Here is a 22,035-nt window from a genome sequence, read left to right on the forward strand (position 1 = left end):
ATCCACACCCGCCCGTCTCCCGGGCCACGGGTTAGTGTTCACGGCCATGGGTTCACGGATCACCGTCGTCGGAGTCGGCGCCGACGGCTGGAACAGCATGCCGGCGACCGGCCGCGAGCACGTGCTTGCCGCCGACGTACTGCTCGGCGGCGAACGGCACCTCGCGATGATCCCGCCGACCGACGCGGTCCGCGAGCCGTGGCCGTCCCCGCTGCTCAGCGGTCTCGACGACCTGCTGGCACGGCACCGCGGCAGGATCGTGGCGCTTGCATCCGGCGACCCCTTGGTATCGGGCATCGGCTCGACCCTGATCCGTCGTCTGGGCAGCGACGCAGTCGAGGTGATCCCCGCGGTGTCGTCCGTGGCACTCGCCCGGGCCCGCATGGGGTGGGCAGCCGAGGAATGCGACACCGTCACCCTCGTCGGCCGCGACGTCGACGCGCTGCGCCGCTACCTGACACGAGGCCGCCGGCTGATCGTCCTGACCTCGAACTCGTCGAGCCTTCCGGAGATCGCGCGGCTGCTCGTGGGGGAGGGGTTCGCCGATGCGGCGGTGACGGTGCTCGGTAACCTGGGCGGTGAAGAGGATCGAATCGACGGCGCTGCAGCAGACCTCGTGGAGATCACGGCTCCGCAGCTCAGTCTCCTGTGCATCCACTGCGTCGGCGCGGAAGGCTTGTCCACGACGCCGGGACTCCCGGACGAATGCTTCGAGAACGACGGTCAGCTCAGCAAGCGACAGATCCGGGCTGCCGCGGTGTGTGCACTTGCGCCGCAACCCGGGCAACTGCTGTGGGACGTGGGAGCCGGTGCCGGATCAGTCGGTATCGAGTGGGCCCGCACCGATCCGCGTTGCCGCACCATCGCGATCGAGAAGGACCCGGCACGCGCCGACGCGATCGCGCGCAACGCCGCCCACCTGGGTGTGCCGTCACTGCGGATCGTGAACGGTGGTGCGCCCGCTGCGCTGGCCGGGCTCGACGTCCCCGACGCGATCTTCGTGGGAGGCGGTGGAAGCAGGGACGGAGTACTCGAGACCTGCTGGCAGGCGTTGCGGCCGGGCGGTCGTCTCGTCGTGCATTCGGTGACGCTCGAGACCGAGGCCGTGTTGGTGCAGTGGTGGAAGAAGTGCGGAGGTGAGCTGTCACGGTTGTCCGTCGAACAGGCCTCATCGATAGGAACATTCACCGGCTGGCAGTCGCTGCGACCGGTGGTGCAATGGAATGTCGTGAAAGGCGAAAAATGACAGTACATTTCGTGGGATCAGGCCCAGGCGCCGCAGACCTGTTGACGCTGCGCGCCGTCAACCTGCTCCGCGGCGCTCCGGTCGTGCTGTACGCGGGCACCTATCTCGACGCCGAGATTCTTGCGCACTGCAAGGGCGACGCCGAACTGATCGACACCCAGCATCTCGACCTCGATCAGATCACCGCGCACCTCGTCGACGCCGACCGTCGCGGACTCGACGCGGTGCGGTTGTGCTCCGGCGATCCGTCGCTGTATTCGGCGCTGACCGAGCAGACCCGGCGCCTCGACGCCGAAAGTGTTGCATGGGATGTCACGCCCGGGGTCCCGGCCTACGCGGCCGCGGCGGCGACGCTCGGCACGGAACTGACCGTGCCGGAACTCGTGCAGACCGTCGTGCTCACCCGCACGCAGGCGCGGTCGACGTCGATGCCCGACACCGAAGCACTCGCGCGGGTCGCAGGTATCCGGGCGAGCCTGGTGCTGCATCTGGCGATCACCCGGATTCGCGTGCTCGCCGCCGAACTCGCCGAGACCTACGGTTCGGACTGTCCGGCGGCGGTGGTGGCGTTCGCGTCACGTCCGAATCAGATCGTGCTGCGCGGCACGCTCGCCGACATCGCAGACCAGGTCGAGGTCGCGGAGTTGAAGCACACCGCGGTGATCCTCGTCGGGCGTGCCCTCGGAGTCCGGGGCACGCCCGACGTGGCGTGTTCACATCTCTACGACCCTGCGCGCGACCGACTCACTTGAGCATCGCGCCGGCATCGACCGGCAGAGAGACGCCTGTGATGAAGCGCGATTCCTCCGACGCGAGGAACAGCACTGCGTTGCTGATGTCGATTGCGTCGACCCACGGGGTCGGCAGCACATGCATCATCTGCGACAGCGGAGCGAAGTCGTCCTTCGTCGGGTGCTCGAGATCGGGACGGAACATCTTGAACGTAGCCTCGTTGAGCAGCATCGGGGTGCTCACCTGTGTCGGGCAGATGGCGTTGACGCGGATGCTCTCCTCGCCGAGCTCCATCGCCAGAGTGCGCATGATGCCGATCATGCCGTGCTTGGCGGAGACGTAGTGCCCCACACTGGGCAGTGCCCGCAGGCCACCGACCGAACTGGTGAGGATGATCGAACCACCGTTGCCTGCTTCACGCATGTGCGGCACCGAGACGCGGGTCGTCGCCCACACGCCGGTCAGGTTGACGTCGATCATGTCGCGCCAGCCTTTTTCGTCGAGAGCGTCGAGGCGATCGCCCGAGCTCGCGAGTCCGGCGTTGGCGCAGATGATGTCGAGGCGCCCGAACTGCGCGACACCGTCGTCGACGATGGCCTGCATCGCGGCCATGTCGCGGACGTCGGCCTGGGCGGCGTAGATCTTGCCGCCCGCCTTCTCGACCAGCGACACGGTCTCATCGAGATCCTCGGGCGTCGACATCGGGATCGGCACCCCGTCCAGCTGCTTACAGACATCGACCGCGATGATATTGGCACCTTCTTCCGCCAATCTCACTGCGTGACTGCGTCCCTGTCCGCGTGCTGCGCCCGTGATGAATGCGACCTTGCCTTCGACCCGTCCCGTCATGTCACTCCCCTGTGCTCGTTGTGGTGGCCGCGGCAGCCTTCACTGCCGCGATGATGCCCTGATATCCGGTGCATCGGCAGATGTTCCCGGACAGTGCTTCCCGGATCTCTCCGTCGGTCGGCGACGGGTTCTCCTCCAGGAACGCCGTGGCCGATACGATGAAACCCGGTGTGCAGAAACCGCATTGGAGGCCGTGATGATCGCGGAATGCGGCCTGGACCGGAGACAATGTGCCGTCGTCGGACGCCATTGCTTCGATGGTGGTGACCTCGGCGCCATCTGCCTGCACCGCGAAGACGAGGCACGCGCGTACGGCCTCGCCGTCGAGCAGGACCGTGCATGCACCGCACACGCCGTGTTCGCAGCCGAGATGTGTTCCGGTGAGGCCGCAGTCGACGCGGAGATAGTCGGCGAGGGTCAGTCGTGGCGGCACCGAGTGGCGACGCGGGCTCCCGTTGACATGAACTTCGATGTCTACATTGGTCATTCGGACCCCTCCCTGACAGTTGCCTCATCCACCGCGCGTCGCCACGCACGTGCTGTGATCGTCGCTCCCACTCGCCGGCGGTAGGCGGCGGGGCCGTGCAGGTCGTCCGAGACCGTGTCGAGCGAACCGAGTGCGCTTCGTCCGATCTCGTCGGCGTCGATCTCGCGGATGTTCCGGCCGAGGAGTTCCGACTCGACCGCGGTGACGCGGACGGGCGTCGGAGCCACACCGAACAGCGTGATCGCGCATCGGTCGAGTGTTGATGCGGCGTCGAGACGGATCGCGACTGCTGCGCCAGCCAATGCGAAATCGCCGGTACGTCGGGCGAATTCCTCGATCGCGAAACCGGACCGTCCGCTCCACGTCGGGAAGCTCACGCCGGTGAGCAGTTCGTCTGCTTCGAGATCGGTGGTCCACATGCCGGTGAAGAACTCCGAGGCGGGGATGGTGCGGCTGCCGCGAGGCGACAATGCCTCGATGTCGGCGTCCAGTGCCAATGCGACCGCGGGGTATTCGGCGGCGCCGTCGCCGTGCGCGATCGATCCTCCGAGGGTGCCGCGGTTGCGGATCTGGAAGTGGCCGATCAACGGGGTCGCGCGGGACAGCAGCGGGACCGCGGTCGCGATCTCGGCGGAGCGCCCGACCGTCGAGTGCGTAGTGCCCGCGCCGATCCACATCGAGTCGCCGCGCTGTTCGATGCCGCGCAGTTCTGCGGGTTTGCGCAGGTCTACGAGGTGATCGAATACGGCGAGCCGCAGGTTGAGCATGGGCATCAGGCTTTGTCCGCCCGCGATGAACTTTGCTTCGTCGCCCAGTTCGGCGATGAGCGCGACCGCGTCGGCTGCGGTGCCGGGTGCGTGATAGTCGAACGCCGAGGGTTTCATGCCTTCACCGCCTGGACCTCGTCGAGCATCCTGATGATCGTGGCGGGGGACAGGGGCAAGCTGGTCACTTCCACTCCGAAGGGTGCCAAGGCATCGGCGACCGCGTTGACCACGGCCGGGGACGCTCCGATCGCGCCGCCCTCACCGACACCCTTGTAGCCGCCGGGCCCGGCGCTGGGGGATTCGACGTGCCCGATCTCGATGTCGGGGACGGTGTCGGTGGTGGGAAGCAGATAGTCCATGAACGTGGTGGTCACGGGGTTGCCGTCGTCGTCGTACGCGAGGTGTTCGTACAGCGCGCCGCCGATGCCCTGGACGGTGCCACCGTAGATCTGGCCCTCGACGATGTCGGGGTTGATCATCGGACCGCAGTCCTCCCCGACGATGAATCGGAGGATCTTCACGGCCCCGGTCTCGATGTCGACCTCGCACGTGCAGACGTGGCTGGCGTTGGCCCACAACATCATGGACGGCGAATGGTAGCGGCCGCTGGATTCGAGTCCAGGAGGTACACCGGACGGCAGGGTCTCGGCCTGGAAGTAGGAGATCTCGGCGATTTCCTTCAAGGTGATCCCGACATTGGGGACGCCGCGGACTGTCGCGCGACTGTCGACGAACTCGATGTCCTCGACCGCGGCTTCGAGCTTGTGTGCGGCGATGGCGAGGATCCGGTCGCGCAGCACCGACGCGGTTTCCCGGACTGCTCCCGCGATCATCGACCCGGAGCGGCTACCGCCGGTTCCGGCGCCGAACGGGGTGATTGCGGTGTCGCCCTGGATGGTGTGGACATCGGCGATGTCGACACCGAGCGCATCGGCAGTGAGCTGCACAGCAGTGGTTTCGAGACTGTTGCCCGACGACCCGCCGGCAACGTAGACATTGACCTTGCCCGAGGGTTCGATGCGAATCGTCGCACCCTCCGTGGCGTGGAACGGCGTCGCACCCGTCGTCGGCTCGATGTAGGTGCAGGTACCGACGCCGATGTAGCGACCTTCGGCCCTGGCACGTTCCTGCTCCTGCCGGAACGCGTCGTAGTCGAGGATCGACAGGGCGTGCTCGAATGTCTCGAGGGGCGTCGAGTCGTTGTAGGGCATGCCCAGTGGGTTGGCGAGCGGCAGATCCGCGGCGCTGAGCATGTTGCGTCGCCGGAGTTCGATGGGGTCGATGTCCATCTGTCGTGCCGCGACGTCGAGCAGCATCTCGCGGGCCAGGGACTCGAACTGCCACGGCCCGCGATACGCGACGCGGCCGACGGTGTTCGTGTAGGTCAGCTTCATCGAGAACGCGGCGGCGGGCACACGGTAGGGCCCGGGGAACAGCATCCCGACGACCGCACCGGACGTCACCGGCGACGGAATCGGGTAGGCGCCCACGTTCTGGACGTGGTCGATCGAGGCGCCGAGCAACTTGCCGTCGGCGTCGAACGCGAAACGCGCATCTCCGCATTCCTGGCGGGCCATGCCGGCCGACATCATGTGTTCCTGCCGGTCCTCGATCCACTTCAGCGCGGCGGGGAGTTTCCTCGCAGCAAGCAACACGGCGATGTCCTCGCGCTGCGGAACGACCTTCTGGCCGAAGCCGCCACCGGTGTCGCGCATGATCACCCGGACGCTGTGCTCGTCGAGCCCGAGGAGCCGGGCGGTGAAGCCGCGGACCTCGTGCGGGGATTGAGTGGAGGCCCAGACGGTCATCTCGCCGGCCGACCACTCGGCGACGAGGCCGCGGGTCTCCATGGGGACGGCGATGTAGGCCTGCTGGTGGATGGTCCGCGAGACCACGTGGGCTGCCTCGTCGAACGTCTTCGCCAGCTCGTCGGGGAGCGGACCGCCCATTGCCGCGGCGATATTCGCGGGATGCGCGGCGTGGACAAGTTCGTCGGCCCGATCGGCGGCGGTGTAGTCGACCACGGGTGTCAGCGCCTCGTAGTCGACGGCGACGAGTTCGACCGCGTCCTCCGCGATGTACCGGTCGTCGGCCACGACCAGTGCGACGGGATCGCCGACGAAACGCACTTCGTCGACGGCGAGTGGTGGCCAGTTCAGGGCCGGCATGTACGGCCCGTCGAGCGCGTAGGTCTGCTCGTGGATTCCGGGTGTGAGGTCGGCGGCGACGTACACCGCGTGGACCCCGTCGAGTGCGAGAGCCTCGGAGACGTCGATGTCGACGATCCGGGCGCGTGCGAACGGGCTGCGCACGAAGCACGCGTGGAGCATGCCGGGACGTGTCACGTCGTCGACGAACATGCCGGCGCCGGTCAGGAGTCGGGGGTCTTCGACTCGCTTGATGCGAGTCCCGACGTAAGCGGAAATGCTGGGCCTCATCACAGAAATTCTCACCTCGGCCTTCGGTGGATGCTGAGCAAGTGTCTAGCACCCCGCGAAGTGAGGTGTCAATCACATTCTCTCGAAGTGAGCATGTTCTTCTCGCAGGTGTGGGGCCCGGGTGTGCCGTGTGACGTCGCGGAACGGGACGTGCCGGGTGGTTGACACTCGCGGGGTGAACGTCGTTCACTGCATGGGTGAACGTCGTTCACCGGAGTCGACGATGGAGGATCGGGATGGATGCAGCGACCCCGTCGCGGAGCCCGGTGTCCAGCGGTGTGATCACTGCGCTGCTGAGCGCGGCGGGTCTCGTCGTGGCACTGCAGACCACCCTCGTGGTACCCCTGCTTCCGGATCTCCCGGAGCTGCTCGACGTCACCGCGGGTGATGTCGGCTGGCTCATCACCATCACCTTGTTGACCGGAGCGGTGGCCACGCCCATCGTCTCCCGGATGGCCGACATGTACGGCAAGCGCCGGATGCTGGTGCTGTCGTTGTCGATGATGGTCGCTGGTGCGCTGATCGCGGCGATCGGAGGCGACTATCTGTTCGTTCTCATCGGACGCGGCCTGCAGGGATTCTCGTCGTCGCTCATCCCGGTAGCGATGGCAGTCCTGCGCGATGTGCTTCCTCGCGAAAAGGTCGCCGGGGCTGTGGCGCTCACCAGTTCCACGATGGGAATCGGTGGTGCACTGGGCATGCCGGCGGCAGGCGCGTTGTACGACAACTTCGGCTGGACGTCCGTCTTCTGGGTGTCTGCGGCGGTCGGAGCGATGCTCACGGCGGGCATCCTGCTCATCGTCCCCGCATCCGCGACGGGAACCCGCGGCCGCTTCGACATCCTCGGTGCGTTGTTGCTGTCGCTCGCTCTCACAGCTCTGCTCCTGGGGATCTCGAAGGGCCCGGCGTGGGGCTGGTCGAGTGCGCAGACCGTCGCGTGCTTCGCGGCGGCCATCGTGATCACGGCCGTCTTCGTGCCGTATCAATTGCGAGTGAAGGCCCCGATGGTCGACCTGCGCGTGTCGGCGCGGCGCACGGTGCTGCTCGCCAACCTTGCCGGGCTCTTCATCGGATTCTCCGCGTACGCCAGCCTGCTGGCGACCACGCAACAGTTGCAGCTACCCGAGATCACCGGTTTCGGGTTCGGGCTCAGCGCGGCAACCGCCGGGCTGTGCATGATTCCCGGTAGCGTGGCGATGTTCCTGACCTCGCCGATAGCCGGGAGATTCACCATGCGGTTCGGTGGACGCTTCACCCTCACGCTCGGGACGCTGGTCATGACGGCGGCCTACCTCTTCCGCATCGCCTGGGACGACACCGTCGTCCTGATCATCATCGGCGCGGCGATGGTCAGCATCGGCAACGCCTTGGCCTATGCGACCCTGCCGGCGTTGATCATGGGTGCGGTGCCGGTCACCGACACTGCGGCTGCGAACGGCCTCAACAGTCTTCTGCGCACCATCGGGATGTCGAGCATGAGCGCGGTGGTCGCCGCGTTGCTCGCGAGTATCACCATCGACGCGGCGGGCACGACTTTCCCCGCGCACGGCGCCATCATCGTGATCTTCGTGATCGCGGGTTCGTCCACGTTCGTCGCCATGGTGTGCGCCGTGCTCCTGCCGAAGCATCGGCCGGTGTGCACGCCTCCGGTCGCCGACGCAGCCGAGGCGGCGTGAGTCGGCGATGAGCGAACGGACGACCCGCGACACCATTCTCGACGCCGCCCGGCCGCTGTTCGCCGAGCGGGGTTTCAACGGCACCACCATCAGGGACATCGCGGAGGCGGCCGGTGTCTCACCCGCCCTGGTGATGAAGCTGACCGGCAGTAAGGCCGAGCTCTTCCAGGCTGCTGCGCCCGAATCTCCCGGACTCGCCGACCTCGATCCCGCTGAGGAACCGCCCGGATACCGGCTGGTGCGGACCATCGTCGAACGCCGGAACTCGGGAGACTACGAATTCTGGGCAATGGCCCCGTATCTCGTGCAGGAAGCTCCTGATCCCGAGGTGGCCCGCGTGAAGATGACGGAACGAGTGGTGCCCCGGATCGCTGCGGTCATCGGCGAGCAGACAGCCGACAAGGCGCGTGCCCGAATGGTCGTGACGCTGCTGCTGGGCCTGGCCAGCGGCCTGCGCACCTTCGAGATCCTGACGCCCCAGGCGATCGACAGCGCGAAGTTGATCGAGGCGTACGGTGCGCTCGTGCAGCACGTCATCGACGACACTGGCATCTGAGTCCCCGGAGCGGTCCACGACGCCCGACGGACGAAACTTGCGAATGCACTGTGTCAGTCGACTTCCACGAACCGTCTTGTCCACACTGCGCCCGACGGCGTGCTCGACGTTCCGGCCGCACCGATGATCAGTAGGCACTTCATGTCGATGCTCGCGGGATCCAGTTTCTCGAGAGTGGTGACCTCGAGCGACTCACCCGGCCGGCCCACGTCCCGCCCGATCACGACGACCGTGTCGCCTGGCCGATGCTGCAGGAGAAGCGATCGGGCATCGGCGACCTGTGTCGTCCGCGACCGGGACGCGGGGTTGTAGATCCCCAGTACGAGATCGGCTTCGGCAATTGCGGTGAGCCGCTTCTCGATCACCCTCCACGGCTTGAGCCGATCCGACAGGCTCATGACCGCGAAATCGCCACCGATGGGTGCGCCCGCGCGGGCAGCGACGGCCTGCACCGCCGACACCCCCGGCAGCACACGGATCGGTACCGACGCGTACTTGTCGTCCTGCGCCGCCTCGAACACTGCCGACGCCATCCCGAACACTCCGGCGTCACCGCCGGACACCACGGCGACCTTCTCTCCGGACAATGCCAGATCGAGTGCGAACCGGGCGCGATCGACCTCGACGGTGTTCCCACTCGAATGTCGCTGCAGGCCCGGCCGCACGGGAACTCGATCGACGTACGGCCCGTACCCGATGACGTGATCGACCGACGCGAGCGCCGCCGACGCCTCCGGCGTGAGCCATCTGTCGTCGGCGGGGCCGAGTCCGATCACCAGAAGTTCGTGTGTCTCGACAGGTGCGGCGACCTCGGACGTGGCCGGGCGTGACCGGTCGACTGTTCCACGATTGCGGGGAGCCTTGTCGCCTGCTGCGAGGATCACCGAAAAATACGGCACCGTATCGGGGTCCACGTCGGCAGCGGCGACGATGCGTTGTCCGGCCATGGTTGCGCGCTCGACATACACGGCATCGTCGAGCCGACCCGTCTGTTCCAGTGCGTTTCGCACCGATTCGAATGTGCGACCCAGCTTCATGATCACCGCACCGTCGGTATCGGCCAGCCGCCTTGCCAATTCGGGCTCGGGGAGAGTGCCCGGGAGGATGGTGAGCACATCGGTGCGCCGCACGAGCGGCTCTGCAGATGCGGCTGCTGCGGCCGAGAACGATGTGACGCCGGGAATTACCTCGGCTGCATAATGTTTCGAAAGTCGGTCGTGGAGGTACATGTAGGAGCCGTAGAACAGTGGGTCTCCCTCGCACAGTACGACGACGGTGCGGTCGGCATCGAGATGAACGGAAAGTCGTGCGGCGCACTCGTCGTAGAAATCGGCGATCGCCCCGTCGTACCCTCCGGGATGATCGGTGGTGCCGACGGTGACGGGATACACGAGCTTCTCCTCGATCACCCCGTCCGGGATCAGTTCGGCAGCGATGCCCCGCGCGATCGAGCGGCCGTGCGTGCCCGAATGGTAGGCGATCACGTCGGCTTCGGCGACCAGTCGTGCAGCTTTACGGGTGATGAGTTCCGGGTCGCCGGGGCCGAGCCCGACACCGTAGATCCTGCCGGTCATTCCGCCTCCTGGGCAAGTGCGTTGAGCGCCGACGACGCCATGGCCGAACCACCCCGCCGCCCGCGCACGACTAGATGTGGGATTTGCAGAGCGTGCGCGATCAGAGCTTCCTTGGACTCGGCGGCGCCGATGAATCCCACGGGTACGCCGACGATCGCCGCAGGATGCGGCGCACCGGCATCGAGCATCTCCAGCAGGTGGAACAGTGCGGTGGGCGCGTTACCGATAGCGACGACCGCGCCCTCGAGCCGGTCCGCCCACAGCGACACGGCCGCGGCCGAGCGCGTGGTGTTCCACTGCTGCGCGAGTTCCGGCACACGAGGATCACCGAGCAGGCACAGGACGTCGTTGTCTGCGGGCAACCGCCTACGGGTGACCCCGGCGGCGACCATGTTCGCATCGGCGATGATCGGCGCGCCTGCATTCAGAGCCGTGCGGGCGGCGGACACCAGATCGGGATGGATCACCAGATCCTTCGCCAGATCGGTCTGGCCGCTGGCATGGATCATCCGCACCGCGACTTTCTCCGCGTCACCCGGGATCGCTGCGAGATCGGATTCGGCGCGGATCGTCGCGAACGAACGGACGTAGATCTCGGCGCCGTCCGTCTCGTACTCGTAGCGGCGCGGTGGTGGCTGAAGGGTCACGTCGAGCTCCTGTGTGACGTCGAGCGACTGGAAAAAACTAGGGTGTGCGGGGAATTCGGTGCACCACAGGCGCGTTCGCAACCGACGATATGAATACGGTCAGCTGTGGTGTCGGAGGCGGCGGTGCGGCGGGCCAGAGCCCGGGTATCACCTCGGGCGAGGCTACACCCGGGAGACCCGGTGCATGCGGTGACCCTCGGCCACGCGGAGTCGTCCGACAACACGAAGCCCGCGTCGGACAGCGCCCCAGGATCGGCGCCGGAAGGGAGCACGAGGCCGCGCCACGGTGTGACGATCACGTCGTCGTCGGGCAGTGCCGCGGCCATGGACGGCGACAGGATTCCCAGCGGGACCAGCGCCGATACCGCACCGCCGAGTACTCCGTACGGCATCGAATACGGCGGGAGTGCGGGAGCCCGACCGCTGCCGCCGAGTTCGACGCCGGCTTCCGGCAACTGTCGCACGTGCCAGAGCGGCCCTCGTATCTGCGCGAACTCGAGGGCCAGGCCGATCAGAGTGTCGACGACCTGCGACACCGGTACCGTCGGACCGCCCAGTTCGCCGATCACGATCCGCATCGTATGCCTGTCGGAATCGTTCCCCGTCGCTCCGCTCGCCCTGTCGTCATCCCCCGTCGCTCCGCTCGCCCTGTCATCATCCCCCGTCGCTCCGCTCGCCCTGTGAGCGACGGCTGCGAGATCGCAGCGGAGTCCGACGACGTCGCCGCGCCCGTCGTCGAGACCGAACAGGAACCGGCCGGGCAGGTCGGCGAGGACCGGTTCTGCGCACAGCGCGGTATCGAGCGCGCCGATCAGTGGCCGGATGTCGGCGAACCCGTCGGAGAGCCCCGACAGGGGTGATGCGACCACATTGCGCACCCGCTCGTGGGTTGGCGACGGCAGGAACCCTGCTGCAGCGATCGCGTCCACCAGGCCGGCGGGCACGTTGCCGCACTCGTCGAGTGAAACGCCTCTGACCTGCATGTTTCCGCGTGATGTGAGGTGCACGTCGCCGTCGGCGAACGTCTGTGAGGCGGCGGAGAGCCGCCGGAGCCCGCCGGACGGTAGACGCCCCCCGGGTGCGCGGAGGCGCACCAGCGCCCCGTCCGCCGCGAGATGCGGGCGCAGCAGGCCGGGGCAGCGATCGGGGGGAAGTTCGGGTGAGACGTGCTCCACGGGTGCACATGGTTGCACATCCTCAGGAAACGGTGCGCTACGCTGGCGACGTCGTGGTTACGGGAAGCCGGTGAGAAACCGGCGCGGCCCTCGCCACTGTGAGCGGGTAGTTGCTCGCCCTCGTCCGTTCCGGCCAGCCGGGACGGAGACCACTGGACGCGAGTCCGGGAAGGTCGGCGCAGCAGTGATGATCCGTCAGCCAGGAGACCGGCCACGGCATGAGTAGTCCACGAGGGTTTTGGAGACCGAACATGGCCGTGTGCCTTGGGTTTTGCGGTGCGTCGTGACGCGCCTCGCTGTGCTGTCGACGTCGGACACCGACCTGCTGTCGGCCCGTGCCAGTGGCGCCGACTGGGCGGTCGGAAACCCGTCGCGCCTCGACGTGGATACCGACCTGGGCGGGCTGCTCGACGGCACCGACCTGGTCATCGTGCGGATTCTCGGTTCCGCCAAGTCTTGGCAGAACGGCCTCGATGCAGTGCTCGCGCGGGGTGTTCCCGTCGTCGTCCTCGGTGGTGAACAGACCCCCGACGCGGAGCTCATGAGCTACTCGACGGTGCCGATCGGCACCGCCGCAGAGGCGCATCGCTATCTTGCCCACGGCGGCCCCACCAACCTCGCACAACTCCACGCGTTCCTGTCCGACACCGTCCTGCTCGGAGGTGAGGGGTTCGAACCGCCGGCCGAGCTACCCGAATGGGGTGTGCTCGACCGTCCCGCTCCGGCTGTGGAGTCGCTGCCACGCGTGGGTGTGTTGTTCTACCGAGCCCACCACACCAGCGGAAACGTACAGTTCGCGCACGATTTGGCCGACGCGATCGACGCCACCGGTAAAGCGCACGCCGTGGTCGTGCACTGCGCCTCACTGCGCGGCGCTCCCGACGATCTGCTCGCCGAACTCGGCACCCTCGACGCCCTGGTCGTGACCGTGCTCGCCGCCGGGGGCACCAAGCCCGCTACTGTCAGCGCCGGTGGCGAGGACGAAGCGTGGGACGTGGGAGCCCTTGCCGCACTCGATATTCCGATCCTGCAGGCCCTCTGCTTGACGTGGAGCCGCGACAGCTGGGCGGACTCGGACGACGGCGTATCCCCGCTCGACTCCGCCACCCAGATCGCAGTCCCAGAATTCGACGGCCGCATCATCACGGTGCCGTTCTCGTTCAAGGAACTCGACGTCGACGGTCTGCCCCGCTACGTCACCGACCCCGAACGCTGTCGCCGCGTCGCCGGAATCGCGGTCGCGCACGCCCGGTTGCGGCACGTCCCGACCGCTGAGCGTCGCATCGCGATCATGTTGTCGGCATATCCCACCAAACATTCACGTGTAGGCAACGCCGTCGGTCTCGACACCCCGGTGTCGGCGATCAAGATGCTGCGCGCACTGCGTGACCTCGGATACGACCTCGGTGCCGGTTTCCCCGGCATGGACCTCGCCGACGACACCGAAGCCGGAAACACCCTGATTCACGCGCTGATCGACGCAGGTGGGCAGGATGAGGAATGGCTCACTGCCGAGAAGCTCGCCGGTAATCCGGTGCGGGTCACCACATCCGACTACGTGGAGTGGACGATGGACCTGCCCGCCGAGCTCACCGATGCGATGACCGAGGCGTGGGGACAGGCCCCCGGGTCGTTGTTCGTCGACGGTGACGCGATCGTGCTGGCCACACTGCAGGCGGGCAACGTGGTGCTCATGATCCAGCCGCCCCGCGGATTCGGTGAGAACCCCGTCGCGATCTACCACGATCCCGACATGGCGCCGTCGCACCACTACCTCGCCGCATACCGCTGGGTCGAACGAGGCTTCGGTGCCGACGCGGTCGTCCACCTGGGCAAACACGGCTCGATGGAGTGGCTCCCCGGCAAGAACGCGGGCATGTCGGCTTCGTGCGCGACCGACGCCGCGATCGGGAATCTGCCGCTGATCTACCCGTTCCTCGTCAACGACCCGGGCGAGGGTGCGCAGGCCAAGCGTCGCGCCCACGCCACGATCGTCGATCACCTGATTCCGCCGATGGCGCGCGCCGAGTCGTACGGCGACATCGCGCGTCTCGAGCAACTGCTCGACGAGTACTCCAACATCGCGGCGATGGACCCGGCGAAGCTGCCCGCGATCCGCGCGCAGATCTGGACGCTGATCCAGGCCGCGAAACTCGATCGCGATCTGGGACTGGACGATCGCCCGCACGACGCCGAATTCGACGATTTTCTCCTGCACGTCGACGGGTGGTTGTGCGAGGTCAAGGACGCGCAGATCCGCGACGGTCTGCACGTGCTCGGCGCCGCCCCCGTCGGCGAGGCCCGCGTCAACCTGGTTCTGTCGATCCTGCGCGCCGCCCAGGTGTGGGGCGGAAAGAGTCACGCGGTGCCCGGCCTGCGGACCGCACTCGGCCTGAAGCCGGACGCGCCGCTGACCGAGGTCGATGCGATCGAAACCCAGGCCCGTGCGCTCGTGCAGGCGATGGAGGATGGCAGCTGGAACGTCGAATCCGTCCCGCGATCCGTCGAATCCGTTCTCGGTCACGCCGATACCGAGGTTGCGCGCGTGCTGGTCTTCGCCGCCGAACAGGTCGTGCCACGTCTTGCGCAGACCACGGACGAACTCGATGCTGTCCTGCACGCTCTCGACGGCGGATATGTTCCGGCCGGGCCGTCGGGCTCGCCGTTGCGCGGCCTCGTCAACGTGCTGCCCACAGGGCGCAACTTCTACACCGTCGATCCCAAGGCCGTGCCGAGCCGCCTTGCATACGACACCGGTGTCGCGCTCGCGAACGCACTCGTCGAGCGGTATCTGGCCGACACCGGGGAACACCCGCAGTCGGTGGGGCTGTCGGTGTGGGGCACGTCCGCGATGCGCACTGCCGGCGACGACATCGCCGAGGTGCTTGCGCTCATCGGCGTCCGCCCGGAATGGGACCCGGAGTCCCGGCGCGTCCGAGAACTCACGGTCGTACCGCTCGAGGAGCTCGGCCGTCCACGAATCGATGTCACAGTGCGCATCTCCGGATTCTTCCGCGATGCGTTCCCGCACGTCATCGGCATGCTCGACGACGCGATCCGCATGGTCGCGGCGCTCGACGAACCCGACGAGATGAACTACGTCCGCGCCCATGCCAGGCGTGACGAGGCCGAGCACGGCGACTCCGAGCGGGCGGTACGCCGCATCTTCGGTTCCAAGCCGGGCTCGTACGGTGCCGGGATTCTGCAGCTCATCGACTCCGGGAACTGGCGCACCGACGCCGACCTCGCCGAGGTGTACACCGCGTGGGGTGGCTTCGCGTACGGACGCAATCTGCACGGTGTGGCGGCGGCCGACGACATGCGGGCCAACTACCGCCGGATCGCAGTGGCCGCCAAGAACACCGACACCCGCGAACACGACATCGCCGACTCCGACGACTACTTCCAGTACCACGGCGGCATGGTCGCCACGGTGCGTGCGCTCACGGGCAACGACCCCAAGGCGTACATCGGGGACTCGACCATCCCCGACACCGTGCGCACCCGGTCGCTCAGCGAGGAGACCGCGCGCGTGTTCCGCTCGCGCGTCGTCAACCCGCGCTGGATCGCCGCGATGCGTCGGCACGGCTACAAGGGTGCGTTCGAACTCGCCGCGACGGTCGACTACCTGTTCGGCTACGACGCGACCGCCGGTGTGGTCGAGGACTGGATGTACGAGTCCCTGGCCCAGAACTATGCACTCGACCCCGAGAACCAGCAGTTCCTGCGCGAAGCCAATCCGTGGGCACTGCGTGGCATCGTCGAACGCCTCACCGAGGCGTCCGATCGTGGACTGTGGGCCGAGCCCGACCCGGAAACCCTGAAGGCGCTGCAGCAGGCATACCTCGACGTCGAAGGCGATCTCGAGGATCGCGGATGAGGTTGCGGCTGATCGGGATCGGACCGGGTGGCCCGGACGATCTCACAGTCGCCGCAGTCGCGGCGCTCGAGAGCGTCGATGTGTTCCTCGTCGCCGACAAAGCGAGAGGCGTCGACGATCTCGTGTCGGTACGAGAACAGATCCTGCGCCGGCACACCACCGGTCAGTACCGCACGATCGTGGTGCCCGATCCGCCGCGCGACCGCATGCCCGAGCGGTACGGGACGGAAGTGCGCGACTGGCATGCTGCGCGTGCCGAGGCGTACGAAGAGGTGCTTCGCTCGAATGTGGAAGACGACGAGACCGTCGGATTCCTGGTGTGGGGAGATCCGAGCCTGTACGACAGCACCATTCGCGTCGTCGAGCGAATTCGCGACCGCGGTGTTCTCGACATCGACTACGACGTCATTCCCGGTGTGAGCAGCATTTCGCTTCTCGCGGCCCGACATCGTCTGGTGTTCAACAGGATCGGTGGGCCGGTCACGATCACCACCGGTCGGCGACTCGGGGCGGAGGCCGCGTCGGGCGCCGACAACATCGTTGTCATGCTCGACGGGCGGCTCGCCTGCCGCGAGCTCGACGACGACTGGGACATCTGGTGGGGCGCGAATCTGGGGACGAGCGACGAGGAACTCGTCGCGGGTCGGCTGGGCGACGTGCTCGACGCGATCGACGTTGCGAGGACACGGGCCAAGGCTGCGCGCGGTTGGGTGATGGACACCTATCTGCTGCGCCGCGCAGGATGAGCTGCGTAGCAGCCGGGCATACCGTTCAGTGTGACCGGATCAGCGTCGGCCGCGGCCGCGTGTCGGTGGGGGACTTGCTGAGCACGATCGGCAGCCATTGCGATGTCATGGCGATGATGACGAGCCAGTTCAGGATCATGCCGATGCCCGGCGCATGTGGGCCGTCGGCGATCATCCCCGCCTGCGACCAGTAGCCCAACAGCCCGAACAGCGACGCGAGCCCGCAGCCGAGCATCGCCGCCGACGCCAGCCGCCAGCGGCGCAGACACAGCGCGGTAGAAGAGACCAGCACACCGAACACCACGGTCAATGTCGTGAAGACCTGCATCAGCATCGAGACCGCAGTAGTGTCGCCGAACCAGCCCGCAAGAACCGTCCACGACCAGGCCGACGACGTCTGCGGAAGTGCAAGCCCGATGATCAGCAACCCGATGCACCCGGCGAGCACCCAGCGCCGTCGCCCGGGGTCGAACTCCCCGGCGATCCGCTTCTCGATTCGCGTGAAGTCGTTCCGGTACGCCGACAGGTTCTCACTCACGTGCATGCCTCCTCGTTCGACCACACGAGAAGCCATTATGGCCGCCCCTGCTCGACCCGGTGGAAGGTGTCGATCACCAGGGTAAACCCCGGGTGGGTAGAGGCGTCAGTCCTTGTCGGTATCGGTTGCAGGTCCTGATGGTGTCGCGCCGCCCTCATCCGTCCAGTCGGAGGAGTCCTGCTCCGTCGACTGCGCGGGATCGGATACCACGTCGGGCGGTGTACCGTCCTTGCCGCGCGCGGTGCCGGCCGTTTCCGGATCCTTGTGTGCGCTCATGCCGGTGTCCTTCCGTCGAGGTGTGCCTGCCCGCATACCCCGAAGCTGCCGTCTCCAACCGTGTGTGCCGCCGTGGTCGACCGGGTACGGAGAAGGCACACACGATGTCCGGGAGGATCCGATGTCAGATCAGTACCGCATGCAGCACCCCGGGGAGCAGTACCAGACGCCACCGCTCGCCGAACAGGAAGAGATCCGGTATCCGGGGCGCACCTCCGAGATGGTGTCGGAGCCGGACCACGGGGAGCACACGTATCGGGGCAGTGGCCGTCTCGACGGCAGGCGCGCTCTCGTGACCGGCGCAGATTCGGGCATAGGGCGGGCCGTGGCCGTTGCGTTCGCGCGAGAAGGCGCCGACGTCGTCGTGAGTTTTCTCGACGAGGATGATGATGCGCGCCGCACTGCGGAGCTGGTCGAGGAAGCGGGGAGCAGAGCAGTGACGGCACCGGGGGACATCCGGTCCGAGGAGTTCTGCCGCGAACTGGTCGGCACCACCGTGTCCGAACTTGGTGGGATCGACATCCTCGTCAACAACGCCGCCTACCAGCACATGGAACCTGGCGGTATCGCAGACATGACCACCGGCCAGTTCGACCGCGTGATGAAGACGAACCTGTACGCGCCGTTCTGGCTCTGCAAATATTCGGTGGCCGAAATGCTTCCGGGTTCCGCAATCGTGAACACCACATCGATCCAGGCCACCAGCCCTTCTCCCGGCCTGCTCGACTACGCGACCAGCAAGGCCGGGATCGTGAACTTCACCAGGGGCCTCGCCGCGGATGTCGCTCCGAAGGGGATCCGCGTCAATGCGGTCGCACCCGGACCGATCTGGACGCCGCTCATCCCGGCCACGATGACCCGCGACGCCTATCAGCAGTTCGGTGCCGACGTTCCTCTCGGCCGTCCGGGGCAACCCGCCGAGCTCGCCCCGGCGTACGTCTTCCTCGCCTCCCAGGAGTCGAGCTACATCACCGGTGAGGTAGTTGCGGTGACCGGTGGCGTGCCATTTGCCTGACTGCGCCGGGGAGTGCGCACGCTCGGGTCTTGTACTGTGTGACCCGACGTAGGGAACACCGGTGTGAATCCGGGGCTGTCCCGCAACTGTCACCGAGGAGCTGACCTCCGATTTCATGGTCACGGCCGTAAGGGCTGGAAGGCCGGGGGAAAGCATCGATCCGGGAGCCAGGACACCTGCGTCGGCCGAAGCAGTACCACGAGGATGGACATGATCGATTCAATATTTTCCGCCCGTCAGGGGCGGCAGACGGTGCTGCGCGCAGGCATCGCACTAGTCGCAGTGGCGATGACCGTTGCAGGCTGCTCGTCGAGCGACACCAACTCCGACGGCACCGATCAGCAGGTGACCAGCGCCGCGTCGGGATCGACGTCCTACCCGCTGACCATCCAGAACTGTGGTCGCGAGGTCACGATCGACGCGCCGCCGCAGCGGGCTGTCTCGCTCAACCAGGGGTCGACGGAGATCCTGCTGTCACTGGGCCTGGCCGATCGTATGGTCGGGACCGCGACCTGGACCGACCCCGTGCGCGAGAACCTCGCGGCCGAGAACGAGAAGGTCCCGCGCCTTGCCGACAACAATCCGTCCTTCGAGGTGGTGCTCGATACCGAACCCGACTTCGTGTCGGCGTCGTTCGGCGGCACTCTCGGAGAGGGGGGTGTCGCGTCACCTGAGCAGTTCGAGCAGCTCGGGGTTCCGTCGTACCTGTCGCCCACCGACTGCGATGGCAAGGACGACAACAGCGTCAACTCCGACGGCAACCGCACCGAGCCCCTCACGATGGACGCGGTGTACAAGGAGATCAGGCAGCTCGCCGAGATCTTCGATGTCACCGAACGCGGAGAGGACTTCGTGGCCGAACTCCAGCAGCGGTACGACACCGCCGCGGGGGAGGTCGATGCATCGGGAGTGTCGCTGGCCTACTGGTTTGCCGACACCGCCACCCCGTACGTCGCGGGCTGCTGCGGATCGTCGGGAATCATCACCGACTCCGTCGGCGCGAAGAACGTCTTCGACGACACCACCAACGAGTGGCCGCAGGTGAGCTGGGAGTCGATCCTCGACCGGGATCCCGCAGCTCTGGTGCTCGGCGACCTGAGTCGGCGAAGCATCGCGGGCGACGCACTCGACAGCAAGATCGAATTCCTCGAGTCGAATTCGGTGACGCAGCGTCTGACGGCGGTGCAGAACAAGCGGTACATCGTGGTCAACGGTGCCGACATGAACCCGTCGATCCGCACTGTCGACGGAATCGAGAAGGTCGCCGGCGCACTGCGCGAGTGGAACCTCGCAGGCTGATGGTGTCGGCGACGAAATCTCGGTCGCCCGCCGCGCGTGCCCCGGTCGCGACGGTCGTCGTCGCGCTCGGGCTCGTTGTCCTGGCGATGTCGATCGCCGTGACCGTCACGATCGGTCCCGCCGAACTGTCCGTGTCGGACGTGTATGCGGTGATCTTCGATCGGATCGGTGTGGCCGACAGTTCGGTGAGCGCGATCCGTGAAGGAATCGTGTGGGAATTGCGACTGCCTCGGACCCTGCTTGCCGCGGTGTGCGGCGCAGGTCTCGCGGTGTGCGGTGTGATCATGCAGTCGTTGCTGCGCAATCCGCTGGCGGATCCGTTCGTCCTGGGTATCTCGTCCGGCGCATCGACCGGTGCCGTGATGATTGCGGTTCTCGGCATCGGGGGCGGTGCCGTGTCGCTGTCGGGTGGTGCGTTCCTGGGTGCGCTCGCGTCGTTCGCACTCGTGCTGCTGCTCGCTACCGGCGCAGGTGGTGGGACCTCACGCGTCGTATTGGCGGGTGTCGCGGGAACACAACTGTTCTCGGCGTTGACGTCGTTCATCGTCATCTCGTCTGCCGATGCCGAGCGGACCCGCGGGGTGCTGTTCTGGTTGCTGGGGTCGCTGTCCGGAGCCACCTGGAACGATGTCCTGCTCTGCGGAGCGGTGTGTGCGCTGGGAATCCTGGTATGCCTGTTCCGGGCTTCCGCTCTCGACGCGTTCACCTTCGGGTCGTCGACGGCCGCCACACTCGGTATCTCGGTGGGCCGGACGAGACTGATGTTCCTGATGGTGACCGCGCTGATCACCGCTGTCCTGGTGAGTGCTGCGGGCGCGATCGGCTTCGTCGGTCTTGTCCTGCCGCACGCGGCACGATTCCTGGTGGGGCCCCGGCACAGTCACCTGGTGCCGGTGACTGCGGTGGTGGGTGCGGTGTTCATGGTCTGGGTGGATGCGGTGGCCCGCACCGTGTTCGCGCCGCAGGAGGTTCCGGTGGGTGTGGTGACCGCTCTGATCGGCGTGCCGGCCTTCGCGCTGATCCTGTTCCGTACGAGGAGTACGCCGTGACATTCCGTACGAGGAGTACGCCGTGACACTGTCCGCGAAGTCGCTGCAGTGGAGCCGCGGCGGGAATCTCGTGATCGACGATGTGACGATCGACCCGGTGCCGGGGGAGACGATCGGGTTGCTGGGTCCGAACGGATCGGGCAAGTCGTCGCTGTTGCGTCTGTTGGCCGGCATCGATCGTCCAGATCAAGGCTCGGTGACTCTCGACGGGACGGACATCGGGAGCCTCGGTCGGCGGGATCTGGCGCGCAGGGTCGCGATGGTCGGGCAGCACGCGCACACCGAGGTCGACATTCGGGTGCGAGATGTGGTGCGCCTCGGTCGTATCCCGCACGCGGACATGTTCGGACGCGACGACGGCGGAGCAGCTGCGATAGGTCGGGCGCTTGCCGTGACGGGGATGGTCGAGTTCGCCGACCGGCTGTGGCGCTCGATGTCCGGTGGGGAGCGTCAGCGAGCGCAGATCGCCCGAGCCCTCGCACAGGAACCCGAGGAACTGCTGCTCGACGAGCCGACCAACCACCTCGATATCCAGCATCAGCTCGACATCCTCGAACGGGTCGTGGCGCTGCCGGTCACCAGTTACGTGGCGCTACACGATCTCAACCTCGCGGCGATGTTCTGCGACCGGGTCGTGGTGCTCTCGCATGGTCGCATCGTTGCGCACGGCACTCCGTCCGAGGCGCTGACCGCAAACCTGATCGAGCAGGTCTACGGGGTGCGCGCAACGGTAACAGTCGACGACGGGGTACCTGTCATCCGCTATCACAGGCTCTGCAGCTATGCTGCCCGTGCGTGATTCAGGTGGTCCTGGATGCCGAAATCACGCACGGATAAGTGATTTTCGTTCCCTTTCCGAGGTGCCACCCCAGATCCCGAACTGTTCGCCGGTGTCGACCGCGTATCGCAGGCACTCGTCGACGACGGGGCAACCGGCGCAGATCCGCTTGGCGTGGTTCTCCCTGCGTAACCGCTCCGTGGGTGTTTCGGTGTCCGGTCCGAAGAACGGCGACGGGCCGAAGAACCGGCAGTCGGCCTGTGCCCACCAGTGGACGTCGGGATCGAGGTGTCGTTCGTCGCGCATG

General features: G+C 66.8%; 20 protein-coding genes and 2 riboswitches. Of the genes, 10 read left to right on the top strand and 10 right to left on the bottom strand.

The window, feature by feature from the left end; all coding sequences use genetic code 11:
* Positions 1-46: 46 nt before the first annotated feature.
* Together cbiE and ACZ46K_RS11875 are read left to right on the top strand one after the other, a co-directional pair.
* On the top strand, positions 47-1,246 hold the full coding sequence (gene cbiE, locus ACZ46K_RS11870) for a precorrin-6y C5,15-methyltransferase (decarboxylating) subunit CbiE (RefSeq protein WP_464748389.1): 1,200 nt from the start codon (positions 47-49) through the stop codon (positions 1,244-1,246).
* Complete coding sequence (locus tag ACZ46K_RS11875; RefSeq protein ID WP_464748391.1) at positions 1,243-1,998, top strand: cobalt-precorrin-4/precorrin-4 C(11)-methyltransferase; 756 nt, start codon at positions 1,243-1,245, stop codon at positions 1,996-1,998. Before cbiE ends, ACZ46K_RS11875 begins: the two co-directional genes overlap by 4 nt.
* Here the strand turns inward: ACZ46K_RS11875 and ACZ46K_RS11880 are convergent.
* From ACZ46K_RS11880 to ACZ46K_RS11895, 4 genes are read right to left on the bottom strand one after another with little or no spacing between them, the layout of a single operon-like run.
* A complete protein-coding gene (locus ACZ46K_RS11880; protein ID WP_464748393.1) occupies positions 1,991-2,827 on the bottom strand; it encodes a mycofactocin-coupled SDR family oxidoreductase in 837 nt (278 codons plus the stop codon). The two genes, ACZ46K_RS11875 and ACZ46K_RS11880, sit on opposite strands and share 8 nt — an antisense overlap.
* Before the next feature lies 1 nt (position 2,828).
* A complete protein-coding gene (locus ACZ46K_RS11885; RefSeq protein WP_054810959.1) occupies positions 2,829-3,314 on the bottom strand; it encodes a (2Fe-2S)-binding protein in 486 nt (161 codons plus the stop codon).
* Complete coding sequence (locus ACZ46K_RS11890; protein WP_464748395.1) at positions 3,311-4,198, bottom strand: FAD binding domain-containing protein; 888 nt, start codon at positions 4,196-4,198, stop codon at positions 3,311-3,313. The genes ACZ46K_RS11885 and ACZ46K_RS11890 overlap by 4 nt, the downstream gene beginning before the upstream one ends.
* Positions 4,195-6,519 carry a xanthine dehydrogenase family protein molybdopterin-binding subunit gene (locus ACZ46K_RS11895; RefSeq protein ID WP_464748397.1) on the bottom strand — a complete coding sequence of 775 codons (2,325 nt, stop codon included), beginning with the start codon at positions 6,517-6,519 and terminating at the stop codon, positions 4,195-4,197. Before ACZ46K_RS11895 ends, ACZ46K_RS11890 begins: the two co-directional genes overlap by 4 nt.
* Before the next feature lie 236 nt (positions 6,520-6,755).
* On the opposite strand from ACZ46K_RS11895, the gene ACZ46K_RS11900 reads away from it, so the two are divergent.
* Both ACZ46K_RS11900 and ACZ46K_RS11905 read left to right on the top strand, forming a co-directional pair.
* A complete protein-coding gene (locus ACZ46K_RS11900; protein ID WP_464748399.1) occupies positions 6,756-8,195 on the top strand; it encodes an MFS transporter in 1,440 nt (479 codons plus the stop codon).
* Between the two features lie 7 nt (positions 8,196-8,202).
* Positions 8,203-8,751, top strand: a complete 549-nt coding sequence (locus ACZ46K_RS11905; RefSeq protein WP_054806660.1) for a TetR/AcrR family transcriptional regulator — start codon at positions 8,203-8,205, stop codon at positions 8,749-8,751.
* 53 nt (positions 8,752-8,804) lie between these two features.
* On the opposite strand, the gene ACZ46K_RS11910 is transcribed toward ACZ46K_RS11905, so the two are convergent.
* From ACZ46K_RS11910 to ACZ46K_RS11920, 3 genes are read right to left on the bottom strand one after another with little or no spacing between them, the layout of a single operon-like run.
* Positions 8,805-10,325 carry a precorrin-2 C(20)-methyltransferase gene (locus ACZ46K_RS11910; RefSeq protein WP_464748401.1) on the bottom strand — a complete coding sequence of 507 codons (1,521 nt, stop codon included), beginning with the start codon at positions 10,323-10,325 and terminating at the stop codon, positions 8,805-8,807.
* Positions 10,322-10,972 (bottom strand): precorrin-8X methylmutase, encoded by a 651-nt coding sequence (locus tag ACZ46K_RS11915; RefSeq protein WP_054810418.1) that lies wholly within the window; start codon positions 10,970-10,972, stop codon positions 10,322-10,324. Before ACZ46K_RS11915 ends, ACZ46K_RS11910 begins: the two co-directional genes overlap by 4 nt.
* Complete coding sequence (locus ACZ46K_RS11920; protein ID WP_464748403.1) at positions 10,969-12,147, bottom strand: cobalamin biosynthesis protein CobG; 1,179 nt, start codon at positions 12,145-12,147, stop codon at positions 10,969-10,971. Before ACZ46K_RS11920 ends, ACZ46K_RS11915 begins: the two co-directional genes overlap by 4 nt.
* A 13-nt stretch (positions 12,148-12,160) precedes the next feature.
* A riboswitch (cobalamin riboswitch) is annotated at positions 12,161-12,377 on the top strand.
* Between the two features lie 53 nt (positions 12,378-12,430).
* Between ACZ46K_RS11920 and cobN the strand changes: the two genes are divergently transcribed.
* Together cobN and cobF are read left to right on the top strand one after the other, a co-directional pair.
* A complete protein-coding gene (cobN, locus tag ACZ46K_RS11925) occupies positions 12,431-16,027 on the top strand; it encodes a cobaltochelatase subunit CobN (protein ID WP_464748405.1) in 3,597 nt (1,198 codons plus the stop codon).
* A complete protein-coding gene (gene cobF, locus ACZ46K_RS11930; protein WP_054805722.1) occupies positions 16,024-16,773 on the top strand; it encodes a precorrin-6A synthase (deacetylating) in 750 nt (249 codons plus the stop codon). The genes cobN and cobF overlap by 4 nt, the downstream gene beginning before the upstream one ends.
* A 25-nt stretch (positions 16,774-16,798) precedes the next feature.
* Here cobF and ACZ46K_RS11935 read toward each other — a convergent pair whose 3' ends face one another.
* A complete protein-coding gene (locus ACZ46K_RS11935) occupies positions 16,799-17,317 on the bottom strand; it encodes an Rv2732c family membrane protein (RefSeq protein ID WP_054805729.1) in 519 nt (172 codons plus the stop codon).
* 99 nt (positions 17,318-17,416) lie between these two features.
* Positions 17,417-17,587 (bottom strand): hypothetical protein, encoded by a 171-nt coding sequence (locus ACZ46K_RS11940; protein WP_199233391.1) that lies wholly within the window; start codon positions 17,585-17,587, stop codon positions 17,417-17,419.
* Between the two features lie 121 nt (positions 17,588-17,708).
* Between ACZ46K_RS11940 and ACZ46K_RS11945 the strand changes: the two genes are divergently transcribed.
* From ACZ46K_RS11945 to ACZ46K_RS11960, 4 genes are all read left to right on the top strand, one after another.
* Positions 17,709-18,602: an SDR family oxidoreductase gene (locus ACZ46K_RS11945; protein ID WP_054805730.1), complete on the top strand. Its 894-nt coding sequence runs from the start codon at positions 17,709-17,711 to the stop codon at positions 18,600-18,602.
* A gap of 1 nt (position 18,603) precedes the next feature.
* Positions 18,604-18,800, top strand: a riboswitch (cobalamin riboswitch).
* A gap of 90 nt (positions 18,801-18,890) precedes the next feature.
* A complete protein-coding gene (locus ACZ46K_RS11950) occupies positions 18,891-19,901 on the top strand; it encodes an ABC transporter substrate-binding protein (RefSeq protein ID WP_464749294.1) in 1,011 nt (336 codons plus the stop codon).
* Between the two features lie 86 nt (positions 19,902-19,987).
* On the top strand, positions 19,988-20,950 hold the full coding sequence (locus tag ACZ46K_RS11955; RefSeq protein ID WP_464749295.1) for a FecCD family ABC transporter permease: 963 nt from the start codon (positions 19,988-19,990) through the stop codon (positions 20,948-20,950).
* A 22-nt stretch (positions 20,951-20,972) separates the two neighbouring features.
* Entirely contained in the window at positions 20,973-21,749 is a 777-nt protein-coding gene (locus ACZ46K_RS11960; protein WP_054805723.1) for an ABC transporter ATP-binding protein, read from the top strand.
* Positions 21,750-21,773: 24 nt separating this feature from the next.
* Here ACZ46K_RS11960 and ACZ46K_RS11965 read toward each other — a convergent pair whose 3' ends face one another.
* Positions 21,774-22,034 carry a WhiB family transcriptional regulator gene (locus ACZ46K_RS11965; protein ID WP_054805724.1) on the bottom strand — a complete coding sequence of 87 codons (261 nt, stop codon included), beginning with the start codon at positions 22,032-22,034 and terminating at the stop codon, positions 21,774-21,776.
* Position 22,035 lies beyond the last annotated feature (1 nt).

The sequence above is a fragment of the Rhodococcus sp. JCM 9793 genome (assembly GCF_055380405.1).

Excerpts from the sequence above, each read along its gene's own strand:
- cbiE (WP_464748389.1), top strand. The coding sequence starts at position 47 with ATGGGTTCACGGATCACCGTCGTCGGAGTCGGCGCCGACGGCTGGAAC.
- ACZ46K_RS11875 (WP_464748391.1), top strand. The coding sequence starts at position 1,243 with ATGACAGTACATTTCGTGGGATCAGGCCCAGGCGCCGCAGACCTGTTG.
- ACZ46K_RS11880 (WP_464748393.1), bottom strand. The coding sequence starts at position 2,827 with ATGACGGGACGGGTCGAAGGCAAGGTCGCATTCATCACGGGCGCAGCA.
- ACZ46K_RS11885 (WP_054810959.1), bottom strand. The coding sequence starts at position 3,314 with ATGACCAATGTAGACATCGAAGTTCATGTCAACGGGAGCCCGCGTCGC.
- ACZ46K_RS11890 (WP_464748395.1), bottom strand. The coding sequence starts at position 4,198 with ATGAAACCCTCGGCGTTCGACTATCACGCACCCGGCACCGCAGCCGAC.
- ACZ46K_RS11895 (WP_464748397.1), bottom strand. The coding sequence starts at position 6,519 with ATGAGGCCCAGCATTTCCGCTTACGTCGGGACTCGCATCAAGCGAGTC.
- ACZ46K_RS11900 (WP_464748399.1), top strand. The coding sequence starts at position 6,756 with ATGGATGCAGCGACCCCGTCGCGGAGCCCGGTGTCCAGCGGTGTGATC.
- ACZ46K_RS11905 (WP_054806660.1), top strand. The coding sequence starts at position 8,203 with ATGAGCGAACGGACGACCCGCGACACCATTCTCGACGCCGCCCGGCCG.
- ACZ46K_RS11910 (WP_464748401.1), bottom strand. The coding sequence starts at position 10,325 with ATGACCGGCAGGATCTACGGTGTCGGGCTCGGCCCCGGCGACCCGGAA.
- cobF (WP_054805722.1), top strand. The coding sequence starts at position 16,024 with ATGAGGTTGCGGCTGATCGGGATCGGACCGGGTGGCCCGGACGATCTC.
- ACZ46K_RS11935 (WP_054805729.1), bottom strand. The coding sequence starts at position 17,317 with ATGCACGTGAGTGAGAACCTGTCGGCGTACCGGAACGACTTCACGCGA.
- ACZ46K_RS11940 (WP_199233391.1), bottom strand. The coding sequence starts at position 17,587 with ATGAGCGCACACAAGGATCCGGAAACGGCCGGCACCGCGCGCGGCAAG.
- ACZ46K_RS11945 (WP_054805730.1), top strand. The coding sequence starts at position 17,709 with ATGTCAGATCAGTACCGCATGCAGCACCCCGGGGAGCAGTACCAGACG.
- ACZ46K_RS11950 (WP_464749294.1), top strand. The coding sequence starts at position 18,891 with ATGACCGTTGCAGGCTGCTCGTCGAGCGACACCAACTCCGACGGCACC.
- ACZ46K_RS11955 (WP_464749295.1), top strand. The coding sequence starts at position 19,988 with ATGTCGATCGCCGTGACCGTCACGATCGGTCCCGCCGAACTGTCCGTG.
- ACZ46K_RS11965 (WP_054805724.1), bottom strand. The coding sequence starts at position 22,034 with ATGCGCGACGAACGACACCTCGATCCCGACGTCCACTGGTGGGCACAG.